This window comes from Micromonospora sp. USAFONa4, assembly GCF_057197825.1.
On record NZ_CM170072.1, the window covers coordinates 6,854,268 to 6,869,443 of the forward strand.

Annotated in this window: 15 protein-coding genes; 10 read left to right on the forward strand and 5 right to left on the reverse strand. The window is 72.6% G+C overall.

Translation table 11 applies throughout. The annotated features are described in order from the left end of the window. Positions 1 to 54: 54 nt before the first annotated feature. Positions 55 to 1,434, reverse strand: a complete 1,380-nt coding sequence (locus AC0OO9_RS29575) for a glycosyl hydrolase family 18 protein (protein WP_484513993.1) — start codon at positions 1,432 to 1,434, stop codon at positions 55 to 57. Positions 1,435 to 1,654: 220 nt separating this feature from the next. Between AC0OO9_RS29575 and AC0OO9_RS29580 the strand changes: the two genes are divergently transcribed. The 3 genes from AC0OO9_RS29580 (at position 1,655) to AC0OO9_RS29590 (ending at position 4,498) form a co-directional block, all read left to right on the forward strand. After that, positions 1,655 to 2,770 carry a M24 family metallopeptidase gene (locus tag AC0OO9_RS29580; protein WP_484513994.1) on the forward strand — a complete coding sequence of 372 codons (1,116 nt, stop codon included), beginning with the start codon at positions 1,655 to 1,657 and terminating at the stop codon, positions 2,768 to 2,770. Further along, entirely contained in the window at positions 2,767 to 3,909 is a 1,143-nt protein-coding gene (locus AC0OO9_RS29585; RefSeq protein WP_484513996.1) for an acyl-CoA dehydrogenase family protein, read from the forward strand. The genes AC0OO9_RS29580 and AC0OO9_RS29585 overlap by 4 nt, the downstream gene beginning before the upstream one ends. An 82-nt stretch (positions 3,910 to 3,991) precedes the next feature. Continuing rightward, a complete protein-coding gene (locus AC0OO9_RS29590; RefSeq protein WP_151456848.1) occupies positions 3,992 to 4,498 on the forward strand; it encodes an Lrp/AsnC family transcriptional regulator in 507 nt (168 codons plus the stop codon). On the opposite strand, the gene AC0OO9_RS29595 is transcribed toward AC0OO9_RS29590, so the two are convergent. Next, a complete protein-coding gene (locus AC0OO9_RS29595; protein WP_484513998.1) occupies positions 4,428 to 5,039 on the reverse strand; it encodes a histidine phosphatase family protein in 612 nt (203 codons plus the stop codon). The two genes, AC0OO9_RS29590 and AC0OO9_RS29595, sit on opposite strands and share 71 nt — an antisense overlap. A gap of 167 nt (positions 5,040 to 5,206) precedes the next feature. On the opposite strand from AC0OO9_RS29595, the gene AC0OO9_RS29600 reads away from it, so the two are divergent. Continuing rightward, on the forward strand, positions 5,207 to 5,401 hold the full coding sequence (locus AC0OO9_RS29600) for a CsbD family protein (protein ID WP_311412730.1): 195 nt from the start codon (positions 5,207 to 5,209) through the stop codon (positions 5,399 to 5,401). A 65-nt stretch (positions 5,402 to 5,466) separates the two neighbouring features. Here the strand turns inward: AC0OO9_RS29600 and AC0OO9_RS29605 are convergent, their stop codons facing one another. The 3 genes from AC0OO9_RS29605 to AC0OO9_RS29615 all read right to left on the reverse strand — a co-directional run bounded on the left by AC0OO9_RS29605 (position 5,467) and on the right by AC0OO9_RS29615 (position 8,135). Further along, positions 5,467 to 6,198: a cation efflux transmembrane domain-containing protein gene (locus AC0OO9_RS29605; RefSeq protein WP_484514000.1), complete on the reverse strand. Its 732-nt coding sequence runs from the start codon at positions 6,196 to 6,198 to the stop codon at positions 5,467 to 5,469. Continuing rightward, a complete protein-coding gene (locus AC0OO9_RS29610) occupies positions 6,198 to 6,527 on the reverse strand; it encodes a metalloregulator ArsR/SmtB family transcription factor (protein WP_207914385.1) in 330 nt (109 codons plus the stop codon). Before AC0OO9_RS29610 ends, AC0OO9_RS29605 begins: the two co-directional genes overlap by 1 nt. 201 nt (positions 6,528 to 6,728) lie before the next feature. Beyond that, entirely contained in the window at positions 6,729 to 8,135 is a 1,407-nt protein-coding gene (locus AC0OO9_RS29615; RefSeq protein WP_357579547.1) for a KamA family radical SAM protein, read from the reverse strand. 142 nt (positions 8,136 to 8,277) lie between these two features. On the opposite strand from AC0OO9_RS29615, the gene kdd reads away from it, so the two are divergent. Genes kdd through AC0OO9_RS29645 form a run of 6 tightly spaced genes read left to right on the forward strand, consistent with a single transcriptional unit; the run spans position 8,278 to position 15,051 of the window. Further along, positions 8,278 to 9,339: an L-erythro-3,5-diaminohexanoate dehydrogenase gene (gene kdd / locus AC0OO9_RS29620; RefSeq protein ID WP_484514001.1), complete on the forward strand. Its 1,062-nt coding sequence runs from the start codon at positions 8,278 to 8,280 to the stop codon at positions 9,337 to 9,339. A 5-nt stretch (positions 9,340 to 9,344) separates the two neighbouring features. Next, positions 9,345 to 10,913 carry an amidohydrolase gene (locus AC0OO9_RS29625; protein WP_484514003.1) on the forward strand — a complete coding sequence of 523 codons (1,569 nt, stop codon included), beginning with the start codon at positions 9,345 to 9,347 and terminating at the stop codon, positions 10,911 to 10,913. A gap of 58 nt (positions 10,914 to 10,971) precedes the next feature. After that, a complete protein-coding gene (kamD, locus tag AC0OO9_RS29630) occupies positions 10,972 to 12,555 on the forward strand; it encodes a lysine 5,6-aminomutase subunit alpha (RefSeq protein WP_484514005.1) in 1,584 nt (527 codons plus the stop codon). Then, a complete protein-coding gene (gene kamE / locus AC0OO9_RS29635; protein WP_132237542.1) occupies positions 12,552 to 13,328 on the forward strand; it encodes a lysine 5,6-aminomutase subunit beta in 777 nt (258 codons plus the stop codon). Before kamD ends, kamE begins: the two co-directional genes overlap by 4 nt. Continuing rightward, positions 13,325 to 13,717 carry a 3-aminobutyryl-CoA ammonia lyase gene (kal, locus tag AC0OO9_RS29640; protein WP_484514007.1) on the forward strand — a complete coding sequence of 131 codons (393 nt, stop codon included), beginning with the start codon at positions 13,325 to 13,327 and terminating at the stop codon, positions 13,715 to 13,717. The genes kamE and kal overlap by 4 nt, the downstream gene beginning before the upstream one ends. After that, positions 13,714 to 15,051: a glutamate mutase L gene (locus AC0OO9_RS29645; RefSeq protein ID WP_484514009.1), complete on the forward strand. Its 1,338-nt coding sequence runs from the start codon at positions 13,714 to 13,716 to the stop codon at positions 15,049 to 15,051. Before kal ends, AC0OO9_RS29645 begins: the two co-directional genes overlap by 4 nt. Positions 15,052 to 15,176: the final 125 nt, after the last annotated feature.

Here is a 15,176-nt window from a genome sequence, read left to right on the forward strand (position 1 = left end):
CCCGGGTGCCCGCGCCCCGTCGGGGCCCGCGCCGAGGCGGGCCCCGGAAAGGGCTCAGGCGGGCAGCCGCCAGACCTGGTTGGCGCCGCCGAAGCAGTCCCAGATCTGCAGCCGGGTGCCGTCGGCGGAGCTGTTGCCGGTGGCGTCGAGGCACCTGTTGGACGCCGGGTTGCGCAGCGTGCCGTTGGCCTGGGCCTGCCAGACCTGCGCGCCGGTGCCGTTGCAGTCCCACAGCTGCACCTTGGCGCCGTTGGCGGTGGAGGCGCTGGTCACGTCGGCGCACTTGCCGAGGGCGCGCAGGGTGCCGTCGGTGCCCACCGTCCAGCTCTGGGCGTTGGTGCCGTTGCACGCGTAGAGCTGCACGGCGGTGCCGTTGGCGGTGCCGGCGGCGGCCACGTCGACGCACTTGCCGCCGATGCCGGTGATCGGGCCGGTGCGCCCGACGGGCGGCGGGGTGGTGCCGCCGGTGGCGGTGTCGTAGATGGCGCTGACCAGGGAGGTGGCGCCGGTGGTGTCCTGGCTCAGTTCCCAGTTCATCATGCCGCCGGCGTTGGCCATGGCCCACTGGGTCTTGCGCTTGACCGTCGGGATGCCGTTGTAGCACTGCTGGGTGCCGTTGACCGTGGTGCAGTCGCGGTTGGCGTTGGCCGGGTCCATGGCGACCAGCGCGGCGTACGTGTGGTAGCCGGGCCGGCTGTAGAACGGCACGCCGAGCACCGCCTTGCGGGCGGGCAGGCCCCGGGACTTCCAGTAGTTGACGGCGTTGATCGACCAGTCGTAGTTGGCGTGCGGGCTGCCGCCGTCGTACGCCATGATGTTGAGCCAGTCCACGTGGCCGAAGACGGCCGGCTGCACGCCCTCGGCGTACCAGCCCTCGGAGACGACGGCGGCGGTGAGCAGCTTGCCCCGGCTGTGCAGGGCGCCGGCCAGCTGCTGCATCAGCGCCGTGTAGTTGGTGGCCGAGGCGCCCGGGTCCGGGTACTCCCAGTCCATGTCGACGCCGTCGAGGTTGTACTGGTTGACGAAGTTGACGACGTTGTTGACGAACGTCGTGCGGCTGCCGGCGTTGGCGGCGAGCGCCTCGAAGGCGGAGTCGTCGCCGTTGTTCCAGCCGCCGATCGCGATCGACACCTTGACGTTGCTGGCGTGGCCGCGCGACACCAGCTGGGAGAGCTTGGCGGGGTTCTCCACCGGGCGGAGGCTGCCGTCGCCGTTGGGCAGCACGAACGCGTAGTTGACGTGGGTCAGCTTGGCGTACTGCACCGCGTTGACGTCGCCGGTCCAGGACGGCAGGTAGCCGACGCTGCGGAAGCCGTTGGGCAGCACGGCGGCCTGCGCGGGGGCGGGGGCCAGGGTGAGGGTGGTGGCGGCGGTGGCGAGGGTGAGCAGGCCGGCGGCGAGGGCCGACCTGAGGCGGGAGAGCGATGAGGGCATCGGGGGCCTTCCCGTGGGCGGGTCGTGGCGACCGTGCCGCCCGCGTCGGCGGCGGGGCGCCGGGTGCGGGCGTACGGGTGGGGGACGGGTGGACATCCTCGAGGCAGCCAAATCCTAAGGATTGTTAACTGTCGCGTCAACGATGATGTTCGATGGAGGCGGGCGCTGCCCGACCTCGGGTGGGCTGGGTCCGGCCCCGAACGACCGTTAAGCTGAGCGCGTGGGATCCGACGAGCTGTATCCGCCACGGCGGCTGGACGATGCCCGGCGCGCCACCGCCGCCGCGGGCCTGGACGCGCTACTGCTGACCCCCGGCTCCGACCTGCGCTACCTGACCGGCTACGACGCCCACGAGGGGGAGCGGCTCACCTGCCTCGTGCTGCCCGCGCAGGGCGAGCCGACGCTGATCGTGCCCACCCTGGAGCGGCCGGCCGCCGAGGCGTCCCCCGCGCCGGCCACCGGCGTACGCATCGTCGACCACGCCGACGGCACCGACCCGTACCCGCTGCTCGTCGCCGCCCTCGGCGGACCAATGGCGACGGTCGGCCTGGCCGACCGGATGTGGGCCGAGCAGGTCCTGGCCCTGCGCGCGGCGCTGCCCGGCGCCACCCAGCGGCTGGCCTCCGAGGTGCTGCGCGAGATGCGCCTGCGCAAGTCCCCGGCCGAGGTCGCCGCGCTGGCCGAGGCGGGCGCGGCGATCGACGCCGTGCACGCGCGGATGGGCCAGTGGCTGCGGCCGGGGCGCACCGAGGCGGAGGTGGGTGTCGACATCGCCGCGGCGATCCGGGCCGCCGGCCACGTGAGCGTGGACTTCGTGATCGTCGCCGCCGGCCCGAACGCCGCCAGCCCGCACCACGGCACCTCCGACCGCCCGATCGGCGCCGGTGAGCCGGTCGTCGTGGACATCGGCGGGACGATGCCGTCGGGCTACCGCTCCGACTGCACCCGCACCTACGTCGCGGGCGCCCCGGCGCCGGCCGAGTTCGTCGACTACTACGCGGTGCTGCACGCCGCCCAGCGGGCCGCGGTGGCCGCGGTCCGCCCCGGGATCACCGCCGAGGACGTCGACGCGGCGGCCCGGGAGCCGATCGCGGCCGCCGGCTTCGGCGCGGAGTTCCTGCACCGCACCGGCCACGGCATCGGACTGGACGGCCACGAGGAGCCCTACGTGGTGGCCGGCAACGCCCGCCCCCTGGAGCCGGGGATGGCGTTCTCCGTCGAACCGGGCATCTATCTGGCGGGCCGCCACGGCGCCCGCATCGAGGACATCGTCGTCTGCGCCACGGACGGCGTGCAACGGCTCAACACCACCCCCACGGAGCTCATCGCGCTATGACTGTCGACCGGATCCTCCCCACCGACGAGGCCCACGACCTGCTCGACCTCGCCACCGAACTCGCCGACCGGGAGCTCGCGCCGCGGGCCGCCGGGTTCGAGGAGCGCGCGGAGTTCCCCCGCGAGGTGCTGCGCACCCTCGGGCGGGCCGGCCTGCTCGGCCTGCCCTACGCCGAGGAGCACGGCGGCGCCGCCCAGCCCTACGAGGTCTACCTCCAGGTGCTGGAGATCCTGGCCAGCCGGTGGCTGGCGGTCGCCGAGGCGGTCAGCGTGCACACCCTGTCCTGCTACCCCCTGGCGCAGTTCGGGACGAACGAGCAGCGCAAGCTGCTGCCCGACATGGTCGGCGGGGAGCTGCTCGGGGCGTACTGCCTGTCGGAGCCGCAGGGCGGGTCGGACGCCGCCGCGCTGACCACGAAGGCCGTGCGTGACGGCGACGACTACGTGGTCGACGGCACCAAGGCGTGGATCACCCATGCGCAGGTGGCGGACTTCTACAACATCTTCTGCCGCACCGGCGGACCCGGCCCGAAGGGCATCTCCTGCCTGCTGGCCGACCGCGCCACGCCCGGCATCGCGCCGCAGGCGGCCGAGCGCACGATGGGGCTGCGCGCCTCCCCGGTGGCGCAGATCGCCTTCGACTCGGCCCGGGTGCCGGCGGAGCGGCTGATCGGCGGGGAGGGGGCGGGCTTCACCATCGCCATGTCCGCCCTCGACTCGGGACGCCTCGGCATCGCCGCCTGCGCGGTCGGGCTGGCCCAGGCGGCGCTGGACTACGCGGTCGGCTACGCCCGGGAGCGCCAGCAGTTCGGCAAGGCGATCATCGACTTCCAGGGGCTGGGCTTCACGCTCGCCGACCTGGCCACCCAGATCTCCGCGGCCCGGGCGCTGACGCTGGCCGCGGCCCGGCTGCGCGACGCCGGCCGGCCGTACTCGATCGAGGCGGCGAAGGCGAAGCTCTTCGCCACCGACGTGGCGATGCGGGTGACCACGGACGCGGTGCAGGTGCTCGGCGGGGCCGGCTACGTGGCCGACCACCCGGTGGAGCGCTACATGCGCGAGGCCAAGGTGCTCCAGATCGTCGAGGGCACCAACCAGATCCAGCGGCTGGTCATCTCCCGGGCGCTGGCGAAGGGCTGACGGGCGTCGCCCCGCCGGCGCCGCGTCGCGCCGGCGGGCCGCCTCGTCGCCGCGACGCGGTTTTCCCGGTAGGTTGCACGCCGTGGAGGAGATCGACCGCGCCATCATCGCCGCGCTGACCGCTGACGGTCGGCTGTCGTACACCGATCTGGCGGAGCGGGTGGGCCTGTCGGTCTCCGCCGTGCACCAGCGGGTGCGCCGCCTGGAGCAGCGCGGCGTGATCAAGGGGTACGCCGCCCGGGTCTCCTTCGAGGCACTGGACCTGCCGCTTACCGCGTTCGTGGCGATCCGGCCCTTCGACCCGTCGCAGCCCGACGACGCGCCGGAGCGGCTGGCCCACCTGCCCGAGATCGACTCGTGCTACTCGGTGGCGGGGGAGGACTTCTATCTCCTGCTGGTGCGGGTGGCCAGCCCGGCCGACCTGGAGCGGCTGCTCCAGGAGATCCGGACGGCGGCGAACGTGACGACCCGTACGACTGTGGTGCTGTCGACGCCGTACGAGAACCGCTCGCCGAAGATCAGTGCCGAGCCCCAGCTTCGGGTGCGCTCGCGGGGGTCGGGGGAACCGGCTGGTTCCAGCGCAGGATGACCCGCCGGCCGTGCTCGTGGCCGAGCACGCTGACCGTGGCGGTGTCCAGGCGCAGCAGCCCGCCGGCCGACGGGGGCAGGCCGACCCAGCGGGCGCCGAGCACGCGCAGGCTGTGGGCGTGCCCGACGAGGGCGACGGTGCCCCGGTCGAGCAGCGGATGGATCCGGGCGAGCACCCGGTCGAGGCGCTCGCCGACCTGGTTCGGCGACTCCCCGCCGGGGCAGCCGTCGGCCCAGATGGACCAGTTCGGGTGGTCGTCGCGGATGTCGGCGGTGGTGCGCCCCTCGTACTCCCCGTAGTTCCACTCGGCCAGGTCGTCGAGCGTGCCGGTGACCGTGAGGCCGGCGAGGCGCGCGGTGTGCAGCGCCCGGGCGCGGGGGCTGGTCAGGACCGCGGCGCAGCGGCGGCCGGCGAGGAAGCGGCCGAGCGCGCGGGCCTGCCGCTCGCCGTCGGGGGTGAGCTGGAGGTCGGTGTACGAGGTGTGCCGGCGGCTCGCGCTCCAGGTGGTCTCGCCGTGCCGGATCAGCAGAAGCTCTCCCATTCCTCCAGTCAATCAGACGACCTCTTCCCATCGTTCACCTAGTGTCCTAGGATGCCTTAGCGGGTGTGGCCCCTACCATGCCGGCACAGCAGGGTTTCCGACTGCGTGATGAGGGCACCCGAGCAAGCAGGGGCCGGGGGAGGCCCGGCCCGTGCGGAGGAGGCGACATGGGCTTCACCGGCAAGGCGAAGAACAAGGTCCAACAGGTGGCGGGGGCCGCCAGGAAACGACTCGGCGGCGCCACCCACAACGAGCGGATGCGCGGCGAGGGCGCCACGCAGCAGAGCGACGCGCGTGCCCGACAGGCCGGCGAGCACCTCACCGACGCCGGCCGGGACGTGAAGGACGCCTTCACGAGGTGACCCGGGTGCGGCGGCCTCCGGCACACCGGCCGGGGGCCGCCGGCTGCTCCGCCCGGCTGGAGGGCCTACCGCTCGTCGGCGCAGCAACCGTCCGCGCAGCAGCCGTCCGCGCAACCCTCCGTCCTGCTGCCTGCCGCCGGCCCGGCAGGGGTGAGCCCGGGCGGGCAGCAGGCGTGACCGCGCCACGCTTCGCGACCTTCCTTGGCCGCCACCACGGCGATGACCAGCGCCGCGATCGGATCGGCCCAGGACCAGCCGAGCAGGCTGTTCAGGCCCAGGCCCACGAGGAGGACGGCGGACAGGTAGGTGCACAGCAGGGTCTGCTTGGAGTCCGCGACCGCCGACCGCGAACCGAGTTCCCGGCCGGCGCGGCGCTGCGCGTACGACAGGCCCGGCATGATCGCCAACGACAGTGCCGCCAGCACGAGACCGACACCGGAGTGCTCGGCGTCGGCGCCGCCAACCAGGGCCCGTACCGACTCCACCGTCACATAGGCGGCGAGAGCGAAGAACGAGACCGCGATGATCCGCAGCGCCGCCTTCTCCCGAGCTTGCGGATCGCGGCCGGCGAACTGCCACGCCACCGCGGCTGCCGACGACACCTCGATCACCGAGTCCAGGCCGAAGCCGATCAGGGCGGTCGACGACGCGATCGTGCCGGCGGTGATCGCCACGACCGCCTCGACGACGTTGTAGGTGATCGTCGCGGCCACCAGCAGCCGTACCCGGCGGGCGAGGACCGCGCGGCGCGCCGGCGAGGGTCCCGCCGGTGTCAGGTTGGTGAGGGGGAGGGTCATCAGCAGCAGCCCTTTTCGCCGGAATCCGGGCACGCGGCCGGGTCGACCGTCAGCACGAGTCCGAGCAGGTCCGCGAGGGCGTGTGCCAGCCGGGCGTCGGCCAGCTCGTATCGGGTGCGGCGGCCCTGGGACACGGCGACCACCAGGCCGCAGCCGCGCAGACACGACAGGTGGTTCGACAGGTTCTGCCTGGTCGTGCCCAGTAGTTCGGCCAGCTCCGCCGGGTATCCCGGCCCGTCGCGCAGTGCCAGCAGCAGCCGCGCCCGGGTCGGGTCGGACAGGGCGTGGCCGAAGCGGGCCAGCGCCTGCCCGTGCGTCAACGTCTCCACGTCGGCGATAGTACAGCCGACGATGTACCAAGTCGGGCCTCACCCGGGCAGCAGGTCCCGGGCTGACGTTCGTGTCGATGGTGAAGCGCGGGCTGTGCCCTCGCGGGTTGCTCGCCCGAGGAGCGGCGGCCCCGTCGTGGGCCGCAGACGCGTCACCCCCGGGCCGGTGGTCGGCTCCGGGGGTGACGGTGTCGCAGCTGGTCAGTCGTTGCGGTGCTCGGCCCACCACTGCTGCCCGGTCTCGGGCAGGGTGTCGATCGGGTCGTAGTAGGCGTGGCGCTTGTTGAGCGCCTCGGCGTCGGCGGACTCGATGGAGGTGCGGTAGTTCTTCGTCCAGTACGAGATGCCGCGGTCGCGGTCGTACTCGGTGAGCATGTGCACCCAGCGCTTGCCGACGAAGGGGACGTCGCAGACGATGCGCGGGGTGGCGTAGCCGGGCAGGTAGCCCATGATGTCGTGCTGGAGCTGCTGGGCGTGCCACACCGGGACCCGCCAGTGCTCGGCGTTGGGGATCATGTCGCACATGTAGAAGTAGTACGGCAGGATGCCCGCCTCGCCCTGGAGGGCGAAGCAGAGGTCGAGCAGGTCGGGGGCGGTGGCGTTGACACCGCGCATGAGCACGCCCTGGTTGCGGACGTCGCGTACGCCGACGTCGAGGGCGGTCTGGGCGGCCCTTGCGACCAGCGGGGTGAGCGACTGGGCGTGATTGACGTGGGTATGGATGGCGAGGTTGACGCCGCGGCGGGCGGCGGTGCGGGCGACCCGTTCGAGGCCCTCGACGACGTCGGGCTGGAGCCAGTGCTGGGGCAGGCCCATGAGGGCCTTGGTGGCGAGCCGGATGTCGCGGATGGTCTCGATCTCCAGCAGCCGCATCAGGTAGGACTCGAGGTTCTTCCACGGGACGTTGGCCACGTCGCCGCCGGAGACGACGACGTCACGGACGCCGGGGTGGGCCTTGAGGTAGCCGATGTGGGCGTCGTAGCGGTCGACGGGCTTGAGGGTGAGCTTGAGCTTGTCGACGGCGGGGGTGGAGTTGCCGACGAGGTCCATGCGGGTGCAGTGCCCGCAGTACTGGGGGCAGGTGGAGAGCAGCTCGGCGAGGACCTTGGTGGGGTAGCGGTGGGTGAGGCCCTCGGCGACCCACATGTCGTGTTCGTGCAGGGAGTCACGGCTGGCGTACGGGTGGGAGGGCCAGTCGGTGCGCCGGTCGGAGGCGACGGGGATCATGTAGCGCCGGATCGGGTCGGCGAGGAACGCCTCGGTGGTCATCGGCGCGAACGGGACCATGGTGTTGACCATCTGCGGCGGCACCAGCATGGACATGGTGGCCAGGGCCTTCTGGTCGGCCTCGAGGTCGGCGTAGAAGGTCTCGTCGACGGTGTCGCCGAGGACGGTGCGCAGCTGCTTGATGTTCTTGACGCAGTTGACGCGCTGCCACTGGGCGTTCTCCCACTGGTCGCGGGTGACGTGGCGCCAGCCGGGGAAGCGGGTCCAGTCGGGTTCGACGAGGGGCGCGCGGCGGTACTCGTAGGGCTGTCCGGCGGTGGGGACGGCGACCGGCGCGGGGCGGGGCGCGGGCGGGGTCTCTACCGGTTGGGTCTGGGTCACGGCCCCTCCTCGATGTGGTGCGGTTGATCAGCGACCCCGAAGGCTACTGGAAAATATTCGGTGAAGAAATTAGTCTGCCGTAAGTTTTCCCGCTACGCGAGCCCTGGTCGGGGCTTCGGGCGGCGTGACAGGGGAGGTCGGCGTGACGTCACCGGTGGGTCTGCACCGCGTTGTCGAACCGGCGGGGGTGCTGCCGCAGGCCGCGTGGCGGCTGGACGCGAGTCCGGAGATCGCGCCGAACGAGGTGCGGATCCGGGTGGAGCGGTTGAACCTGGACGCGGCGAGCTTCCGGCAGCTGTGGGAGAAGCACGGCGGGGACGGTGACGCGGTCCGCGCCGAGGTGCTTGAGATCGTGTCGACGCGCGGCAAGATGCAGAACCCGGTGACGGGGTCGGGCGGGATGCTGATCGGCACCGTGGAGGAGGCGGGGCGGCGGTCCCCGCTGGGGCTGCGGGCGGGGCAGCGGGTGGCGACCCTGGTGTCGCTGACGCTGACGCCGCTGACGATCCTCGACGGGCTGGCCCGCTGGGACGGGCGCAGCGAGCAGGTGCCGTGCGACGGGTACGCGATCCTGTTCGCCCGGTCGATCGCGGCGGTGCTGCCGGCGGATCTCGATCCGCAGCTGTCCCTGGCGGTGCTGGACGTGTGCGGGGCGCCGGCGTTGACGGCGCGGGTGGTGTCGCGGTACGTGGCGGAGCGGGAGCGGGCGGAGGATCCGACGCCGGTGCGGGTGGCGGTGATCGGTGGCGCGGGCAAGAGCGGGTCGCTGTCTCTGGCCGCGGCGCGGCGGGCGGGTGCCGCCCGTACGGTCGGGGTGGTGCCGGTCGTGGCGGAGCGTGACGCGCTGGCGGCGGTGGGGCTGGCGGACGTGGTGGCGTTGGCCGACGCGCGGGATCCGGTGGCGTTGTCGTCGGCGGTGACGACGGCGTTGGGGGCGCCGGCGGACGTGACGGTGGTCTGCGTGGACGTGCCGGGGTGTGAGCACGGTGCGGTGCTGGCGACGGAGGACGGCGGCACGGTGGTGTTCTTCTCGATGGCGACGAGTTTCGCGGCGGCGGCGTTGGGGGCGGAGGGACTGGCGGCGGACGTGACGATGCTGGTCGGGAACGGGTACGTGCCGGGGCACGCCGAGTTCGCGTTGGGTCTGTTGCGCTCGGAGTCGGGGGTGCGGGCGTTGTTCGAGGCGCGTCTGGCGGCAGACTGATGGTCATGACGAACCCCTCGACTCTGTACCGCGGCGGGACGCTGCACTGCCCGGCCGATCCGAGCGCGACGGCTCTGCTGGTCACCGATGGCCGGATCTCCTGGTTGGGGGTGGACGCGGACGCGCCGGTCGCCGAGCGGGTGGTGGATCTGGACGGCGCGTTGGTGACGCCGGCGTTCGTGGACGCGCACGTGCACGCCACGGACACGGGGTTGGCGTTGTCGGGGCTGGATCTGTCGGGGGTGCGTTCGGCGGCGGAGTTGCTGGACGCGGTGGCGGGGTTCGCGGCGGGGTTGCCGTCGGACGCGGTGGTGCTGGGGCACGGCTGGGACGAGTCGGGTTGGGCGGTGCCGCGGTTGCCGGACGCGGCGATGTTGGACCGGGCGGCCGGGGGGCGGCGGGTCTATCTGTCGCAGGCGTCGATCCATTCGGCGTTGGTGTCGGGGGCGTTGTTGGCGGCGTGTCCGCAGGTGGTGTCGGCGGCGGGGTACGACGCGTCTGGGTGGTTGCGGCGGGATGCGCACCACGTGGTGCGGGCGGCGGCGTTCGCGTCGGTGACGCGGGCGCAGCGGGTGGCGGCGCAGCGGGCGGCGTTGGCGCACGCGGCGTCGCTGGGTATCGCGGCGGTGCACGAGTGCGGTGGCCCGGAGATCTCCGACGAGGAGGACTTCACGGGTCTGTTGGCGTTGTCGGGTGACGGTGTGGCGGAGGTGTACGGGTACTGGGGTGAGCTGATGGGGGCGGCGCGGGCCCGGGAGTTGGGTGCGGTGGGGGCGGGGGGTGATCTGTTCGCCGACGGGGCGTTGGGGTCGCGTACGGCGCACGTGTCGCGTGACTACCTGGATGGTGAGGGGGGTTGCGGGCACGGTTACCTGAGTGCGGAGCAGGTGCGTGAGCATCTGTTGGACTGTGCGGCGCACGGTGTGCAGGGTGGGTTCCACGCGATCGGTGACGCGGCGGTCTCGACGGTTTTGGAGGGTTTCGCGGGGGCGGCGGAGAAGTTGGGCACGGACCGGGTGCGGGCGGGTCGGCACCGCATCGAGCACGCGGAGATCATGAACAAGCGGTTGATCGCCGGGTTCGTGGAGTACGGGATCGTGGCGAGCATGCAGCCTGCGTTCGACCGGTTGTGGGGTGGCGCGGGTCGGATGTACGAGTCGCGGCTGGGCCTGGAGCGGTCGTTGGAGTCGAATCCGATGGGTGCGATGCACGGCGTCGGGGTGGCGTTGGCGTTCGGGTCGGATTCGCCGGTGACGCCGCTGGATCCGTGGGGTTCGGTGCGGGCGGCGGTGTGGCACCACAGTCCGACGCAGCGGATGAGTGTGCGGTCGGCGTTCGCGGCGCACACCCGGGGCGGGTGGCGTGCGGTGCGGCTGGACAACGAGGGTGTGCTGGCGTTGGGGGCGCCGGCGACGTTCGCGGTGTGGTCGACGCCGGCGGGGGTGGACCGGGGGTTGCCGGTGTTGTTGGCCGCGGACCCGGAGGCGCGTGGTCCGCAGGACCCGACGCCGCTGCCGGTGTGTCGGCGCACGGTGTTGCGCGGTGACGTGATCTACGAGGAAGGGTCTTCGTGAGCGTGGGAACCATCGGTACGGCGTGTGGCGCCGTCGCGGGGCAGGGTCGGGTGACGGTGTGACGGGCAAGCTTGACCTGGATCCGCGGCTGGTGGCGCGGGCGCGGGAGTTGGCGCGTCGTGCGGGGCAGCCGGTGGTGGATCTGGCGCGCAGCCACACGACGGTGTCGGTGGAGCGTGCGGTGTTGCGGCTGGCCGGGGTGGTCGGCGCGGATCCGGACGGTATTCCGTGGGTGAACCGGCTCGTGGACGCGGTGGTCGCGGACGTGGGGTTGGGGCACGGGGTGGCGTTGCCGGTGTTCGACGCGCTCGCTCGGGAGCAGCTCGGTGACGTGACGTTGCTGGCGCAGAAGGCGGCGGCGGGGTCGGTGCGGTTCGAGGTGCCGACGGGGAAGGCGGCCACGGCGGCGCGGAAGGCGGCGCGGCGGGCGGTGGGTGCGGGGATCCGGGCGATCGACCGGCGGCGCGCGGAGCGTGACCGGCTGGTGAAGCGGTTCGGGGATCCGGCGCAGCGGCCGTGGATCTATCTGATCGTGGCGACGGGCGACATCTACGAGGACATTCCGCAGGCGCAGGCGGCGGCGCGGGCGGGTGCGGACGTGATCGCGGTGATCCGGTCGACGGGGCAGTCGTTGCTGGACTACGTGCCGGAGGGGGCGACGCGGGAGGGTTTCGCGGGCACGTACGCGACGCAGGAGAACTTCCGGTTGATGCGGGCGGCGTTGGACTCCTCGTCGAGGGAGTTGGGCCGCTACGTGCGGTTGACGAACTACGCGTCGGGTCTGTGCATGCCGGAGATGGCGACGTTGGCGGGCCTGGAGCGGCTCGACATGATGTTGAACGACTCGATGTACGGGATCCTGTTCCGCGACATCAACCCGATCCGCACGTTCGTGGACCAGCGGTTCTCGCGGCAGGTGCACGCGCGGGCGGGGATCATCATCAACACCGGTGAGGACAACTACCTGACCACGGCGGACGCGGTGGACGAGGCGCACACGGTGACGGTGTCGCAGCTGCTCAACGAGTACTTCGCGCACGAGGCGGGGTTGGCGGACTGGCAGTTGGGCCTGGGGCACGCGTTCGAGATCAACCCGGACGTGCCGGAGTCGTTGCGGCTGGAGTTGGCGCACGCGTTGCTGGCGCGGGAGTTGTTCCCGGACGCGCCGTTGAAGTGGATGCCGCCGACGAAGCACATGACGGGTGACGTGTTCCGGGGCAATCTGCTGGACGGGTTCTTCAACCTGGTGGGCACGATGACCGGTCAGGGGATCCTGCTGGTGGGGATGATGACCGAGGCGGTGGTGACGCCGTGGTTGTCGGACCGGGACATCGCTTTGCAGAACGTGCGGTACGTGCTGGGTGCGGCCGGTGGGTTGCACGAGGACTTCGTGCCGGCGGCGGGCGGGTTCATCCAGCAGCGGGCGAACCGGGTGCTGGGTGAGGCGGTCGACCTGCTGGAGCGCATCGGTGAGCAGTCGCTGTTGACGGCGATCGCCGAGGGCACGTTCGGGATCATGAAGCGGCCGGCGGACCGGGGCAAGGGGCTGGCGGGGGTGGCCGCGCACGAGGCGGGCTACTTCAATCCGGCGACGGAGATCCTGGAGGCGCCGGTGGCGGGTGGAGAGGTGGCACGGGCGTGAGCGCCGTCGAGGCCGGCGGGGACGCCGGGAAGAAGATCGTCCGGCCGTACGGGGACACCACGGGCGACGGCATGGTGCAGGTGTCGTTCACGTTGCCGGTGCCGCACGACAAGCGGGCCGAGGGTGCGGCGGTGCAGTTGGCGAACAAGATGGGCATCGACCCGGCGATGCTGGTGCACGCCAAGCCGATGAGTGACGGGTTCACGTTCTTCGTGGTGTACGGGCGGGTGAACCATCTGGTGGACCTGTCGGCGGTGCAGGTGGTGGAGCGTGACTTCCCGCTGCTGAGCGCCAAGGAGGTCAACGCGGTGGTGAAGCGGCGGTTGCGGCGCAAGTTGTCGGTGGTGGGGGCGTGTATCGGCACGGACGCGCACACGGTCGGCATCGACGCGATCCTCAACGTCAAGGGCATCGCGGGGGAGAAGGGCCTGGAGTACTACCGGGAGTTGAAGGTCACGAACCTGGGTGCGCAGGTGAGCGTGCCGGAGTTGGTGGAGGCGGCGCGGGTGGAGCGCGCGGATGCGGTGTTGGTGTCGCAGGTGGTGACGCAGCGGGATGCGCATCTGCACAACACGCGGGAGATGTCGGCGGCGTTCCGGGAGGCGATGCCGGCGGGGCGCCGGCCGTTGCTGATCGTGGGTGGGCCGCGTTTCGACGAGTCGATGGCCGGCGAGTTGGGCGTGGACCGGATTTTCGGTCGGGGCACCACCCCGGGTGAGGTGGCGAGTTTCCTGGTGCACGCGTTGGTCACGGAGAAGAAGGCGAAGGCATGAGTGATTCCCGGGTGGGTCTGACGGTCGTGCACCGGCGGTACGTGCCGTATTCGCACGCCCACTACGCCGGCAACCTGGTCGACGGGGCGTACGCGCTGGGGTTGTTCGGGGACGTGGCCACGGAGGTGTGTATCCGCACCGACGGTGACGAGGGGTTGTTCGCGTCGTACTCGGACGTGCAGTTCCGGGCGGCGATGCGGGCGGGTGACGTGTTGGAGGTGACGGCGACGGTGACCCGGGTGGGTACGCGTAGCCGCACCATCGACTTCGAGGCGCGGGTGGTGTGCCGGGGGCGCCCGGATCGGGGTGAGTCGGCGGCGGAGGTGCTCGACGAGCCGGTCGTGGCGGTCACGGCGACCGGCACGGTGGTCGTGCCGCCGGTGGCGTGAGGTACGCGGTCTGCGCCGACGTCGGGTCCACGTACACGAAGGTGGCGGTGGTGGACCTCGACGCGGGCGCGTTGGTGGCGGGGGCGTCGGCGCCGACGACGGCGGGCACGGACGTGCTGCACGGCCTGGACGCGGCGGTGGCGGCGGCCACCGCCGGCCTGGCGACGGGTCAGGTGCCCTGGTACGTGTGTTCGTCGGCCGGTGGTGGGTTGCGGTTGGCGGTCGTCGGCTACGAGCGGCTGGTGACCGCGCAGGCGGGCCGGCGGGTGGGTCTGTCGGCGGGCGCGAACGTGGTGCACGTGGCGGCGGGGCGGCTAGGTGCGGCGGACGTGGCGGGGCTGCGGGCGGCCCGCCCGGACGTGGTGCTGCTGGTGGGTGGCACCGACGGTGGTGACGCCGAGACGTTGACGCACAACGCGACGCGGTTGGCGAGGGCCCGCTGGCGGGTGCCGGTGGTGTTGGCGGGCAACGTCGACGTCCGCGACGACCTGCATGCCGTGCTGGCGTCGGCGGGGGTGCCGGTGACGGTGGCCGACAACGTGCTGCCGCGTATCGGGGTGCTGGCGCCGGCGTCGGCGCGCTCGGCGATCCGGGAGGTGTTCCTGCGGCACGTGATCGGCGGGAAGCGCCTGTCGCGGGGGTCGCGGTTCGCGCGGCTGGTGCGGGCGGCCACCCCCGACGCGGTGCTGACGGGCGTGGAGGTGCTGGCCGACACCCTCGGTGGTGATCTGGTGGTGGTGGACGTGGGTGGCGCCACCACGGACGTGTATTCGGTGCTCACGCCGGACGAGCGGGCCACCGGGCCGGGCCGGGAGGTGGCGGGGTCGCTGTGGCGGGCCCGTACCGTCGAGGGGGACCTGGGCATGCGGTGGAGCGCGCCGGGGGTGGTGCGGGCGGCCGTCGAGGAGCGGCTGCTGACCGGCGTGCAGGGCGAGGACCTGGCGGCGGGGGCGGCGGTGCGCGCGGGTGATCCGGGGTTTTTGCCGGTGGGGGACGCGGAGCGTGCGGTGGACGCCCGGATCGCGGCTCTGGCGGCGACGGTGGCGTTGCGTCGGCACGCCCGTGGGGCGGCCACGGGTGAGCGGGCCGGGCGGGACCTGCGTGACGTGCGGCTGCTGGTGGGTTCCGGTGGGGTGCTGCGGCATGCCGCGCCGGCGGATGCGGCGGGTGTGTTGGGTGCGGTGCTGGCCGACCACGCCGGTGGGTGGCCGTTGCCGCGTGCGGCGCGGCCGGTCGTCGACGTCGACTACGTGCTGGCCGCCGGTGGGCTGCTGGCCGCCGAGCATCCGGCGGCGGCGGGGGCGTTGCTGCGCCGGCACCTCGCGACGGATTGAGACTCGCCGACGCGACACGCCGTGGTGCATCACACGACAGGCCCGGGTGGGTTGACAGCGGCGGGGGTCCACGCCGTACCGTCTTTGAGTCCTACTACGGGAAGCGGCTGTTGTTCGCTTCGTCC

What these genes read in the sequence shown, in the direction of transcription:
- AC0OO9_RS29600 (WP_311412730.1), top strand. Translation starts at nt 5,207, where the DNA reads ATGGGCTTCACCGGCAAGGCGAAGAACAAGGTCCAACAGGTGGCGGGG.
- kal (WP_484514007.1), top strand. Translation starts at nt 13,325, where the DNA reads ATGAGTGATTCCCGGGTGGGTCTGACGGTCGTGCACCGGCGGTACGTG.
- AC0OO9_RS29605 (WP_484514000.1), bottom strand. Translation starts at nt 6,198, where the DNA reads ATGACCCTCCCCCTCACCAACCTGACACCGGCGGGACCCTCGCCGGCG.
- AC0OO9_RS29585 (WP_484513996.1), top strand. Translation starts at nt 2,767, where the DNA reads ATGACTGTCGACCGGATCCTCCCCACCGACGAGGCCCACGACCTGCTC.
- AC0OO9_RS29625 (WP_484514003.1), top strand. Translation starts at nt 9,345, where the DNA reads ATGACGAACCCCTCGACTCTGTACCGCGGCGGGACGCTGCACTGCCCG.
- AC0OO9_RS29595 (WP_484513998.1), bottom strand. Translation starts at nt 5,039, where the DNA reads ATGGGAGAGCTTCTGCTGATCCGGCACGGCGAGACCACCTGGAGCGCG.
- AC0OO9_RS29575 (WP_484513993.1), bottom strand. Translation starts at nt 1,434, where the DNA reads ATGCCCTCATCGCTCTCCCGCCTCAGGTCGGCCCTCGCCGCCGGCCTG.